Raw genomic sequence first — 639 nt, forward strand, 5'->3', positions numbered from 1 at the left:
ATACCAAAGGACGTAGCCACTGACTCGTGTGTGAAGTGACGAACGGCGCCGGCTCTGATTCTCTTGATGCGGGAGGATCTGGCTGATGACGGCGGCGGTAAAGCTACGAGATGACTATTCGGCCTCTGATCTGAGGCGACTTGCGGCGCGCAGCCAGCAGGCGAACGCTGCGCGCCGGCTTCTGGCCCTGGCGGCGATCCGTGACGGGTCCAGCCGGACGGATGCGGCCCGCGTAGGCGGCATGGATCGCCAGACATTGCGAGACTGGGTTCATCGCTTCAATGCCGAAGGACCCGATGGCCTGCGCGATCATCAGCACGCGGGGCCAGCCTGCCGATTGAACGGGGCACAGCAGGCCGAATTGAAGGCCCTGGTCGAGGCGGGCCCGGATCGGCAGCGCGATGGCGTGGTGCGCTGGCGCCGGGTCGATCTGCAACGCGTGATCGAGGAGCGCTTCGGCGTCGTCTACCACGAGCGGCACGTGTCCACTCTGCTGAAACGGCTTGGTTTTTCCCATGTCAGCGCCCGGCCACGCCATCCGGGTCAGGACGCTGGCGTCATGGAGGCGTTTAAAAAAACTTCCCCCGCATCCTGAACGCCCATATCGGCCATCTGCCTAAGGGCAAGCCGATCGAGATC

Annotated in this window: 1 pseudogene; it reads left to right on the forward strand. The window is 64.2% G+C overall.

Annotated features, from left to right (window positions below):
* Positions 1 to 85 precede the first annotated feature (85 nt).
* A pseudogene (locus HUK84_RS21810) lies at positions 86 to 639 on the forward strand (winged helix-turn-helix domain-containing protein); the annotation flags it as partial.

The sequence above is a fragment of the Nguyenibacter vanlangensis genome (genome assembly GCF_013376155.1).
Lineage (GTDB): Bacteria > Pseudomonadota > Alphaproteobacteria > Acetobacterales > Acetobacteraceae > Gluconacetobacter > Gluconacetobacter vanlangensis.